1 protein-coding gene is annotated in these 2,137 nt (G+C 65.4%); it reads left to right on the forward strand.

Features of this window, described 5'->3' with window-relative positions:
- Positions 1-591: 591 nt before the first annotated feature.
- The gene (gene ltrA, locus ACIRVK_RS45465; protein ID WP_404258040.1) at positions 592-2,010 is read left to right on the forward strand and encodes a group II intron reverse transcriptase/maturase; all 1,419 of its coding nucleotides are present in this window, start codon (positions 592-594) and stop codon (positions 2,008-2,010) included.
- Positions 2,011-2,137: the final 127 nt, after the last annotated feature.

The raw sequence follows: 2,137 nt of genomic DNA on the forward strand, positions 1-2,137 counted from the left end.
GTGAGGCGCGGGGAATCGAAGGAGGTGCAAGACCTCCTCGCCGGGCCGTCGCAGCGGCCCAGTGGAAGCTGAGCGCAGTCCGACCCGGGAGGCGCCGGGGAGGGCGGGAAGCAGCGCTGACAAAGCCGGGACGGCTCGGAACTGCCAGACGGACCGGGTCCGGCGAGCGAGATCAGAGGGCATACGAGAGGAACCAGTGGCAAAGCTCCGTAAGCGTGGCACCGGCTCAAATCTGGCGGATATGGGCCGGGTTACAGTGCACGGACCGTTCACCGAGCGGGCCGACTCCGAAGCCGATTTAGCGTGTCGGTGGGGAGGCCACGGCGAAAGCCTGCGGCGTAACCGTGGCGATGCTGCCGGGGCAAAGCTGGATGCCGGACTGATCAATCGATTCCCCGTGAACACGGGAACCGTTCCGCATCGTTTCCACGATCCGAAGTCCATTCGGGCCGGTGGGATAGACGCGTCGTCCGTCGAAGGTGCGGAACGGGGCGGAGGCCCCGTAGTAGTCCGAGCGGGCGAGAGGCTCGCGCATGGCGAAGGGGGCCAGCAAGTCGGCAGTACGGATGCTGGAATACCGGGAGAACGTTGGTGAACACTGACGAGCTGGAATACGCCTTGCTCAAGGCGGAACGCCGGGTACTGGAGATCCAGACCAAGCTGCACCGTTGGGCCCGTGATGATCCTCATCGCAGGTTCGATGATCTGTACAACCTCGTTGCCGACCCGGGTTTCCTGCTGGTGGCCTGGGATCGGGTGCGGAACAACAAGGGCGCGCGCACGGCGGGAGTGGACGGTGAGACCGCCTACTACATCGAGTCCGTGCGCGGGCTGGAGGGGTTCCTTGCGGAACTGCGGGAAGGTCTCAAGGCTCGCACCTTCCGGCCCCTTCCGGCGCGGCGGCGGGCGATTCCCAAGGCGGGCGGCAAGGTTCGCTATCTGGGGATCGCCACGATCCGCGACCGGGTGGTCCAGGCGTCCTTGAAGCTGGTGTTGGAGCCTGTGTTCGAGGCGGATTTCCTCCCATGCTCGTATGGGTTCCGCCCGAATCGCCGGGCCCATGACGCGGTGGCAGAGGTGCACCACTTCGCGTCCCGCTCGTATGAGTGGATCGTGGAGGGGGACATTAAAGCCTGCTTCGACGAAATCTCGCATTCCGCTCTTATGGACCGGGTGCGGAAACGCGTCGGGGACAAACGCGTCCTGGCTCTGGTGAAGGCGTTCCTCAAAGCGGGCATCCTCGATGAGGATGGCACGTGGGTGGACACCGATGCCGGAACTCCGCAGGGGTCGATTCTTTCCCCATTGCTCAGCAATGTGGCTCTCTCGGTCTTGGACGAGCATGTCGCCCAGGGGCCGGGTGGGCCCGGAGCAAGCCCGTATGGGAGAGCCAAGCGACGTCGCCACGGTCTGCCCAACTACCGCCTCGTGCGGTTCGCGGACGACTGGTGCCTGCTGGTGTCGGGCACCAAGGCGCACGCCGAGGCTCTGCGGGAGGAACTCGCCGGGGTGCTGTCCACGATGGGCCTGCGCCTGTCGCCGGAGAAGACCCTGATCACCCACATCGAGGACGGTCTCGACTTTCTCGGCTGGCGCATCCAGCGTCACCGGAAGCGGGGCACCGGCAAGCACTACGTCTACGTCTACCCGGCCAAGAAGGTGCTGGCCGCCGTCATGGCCAAGGTGAAGACGATGTGCCGGCGGAGCACGAACCTGTCGCTCGTAGACCTGCTGCGTCAGCTCAACATGATGCTGCGGGGCTGGACCGCGTACTTCAAGTACGGATGCTCGAATGCGACCTTCAGCTACCTGAGGTCCTACCTCTGGAAAGAGGTGGTCAGGTGGCAAGAGCGCAAGCATCGGCGAACTCCCTGGAAGGAACTGCGCCGACGCTACGGCATCTGGCCCACCGAGGGCGGAAGGGAGCTGTTCGACCCGGCCAGGGTAAGCGCCAAGCGCTACTACTACCGGGGAACACGCATCCCGACACCCTGGCCGAGCACAGCATGAGGCGAACGCGAATCCTGCGGGGCTTGTGGAGAGCCCGGTGCGCTTAGCGGTGCACGCCGGGTTCGGGAGGCGACCCGGAGAAACGGGCTGGCCGTGAGGCCAGTACCGCGCTCCGGGTCGACCTCAC

This window comes from Streptomyces sp. NPDC101152 (genome assembly GCF_044768275.1).
Classification (GTDB): domain Bacteria; phylum Actinomycetota; class Actinomycetes; order Streptomycetales; family Streptomycetaceae; genus Streptomyces.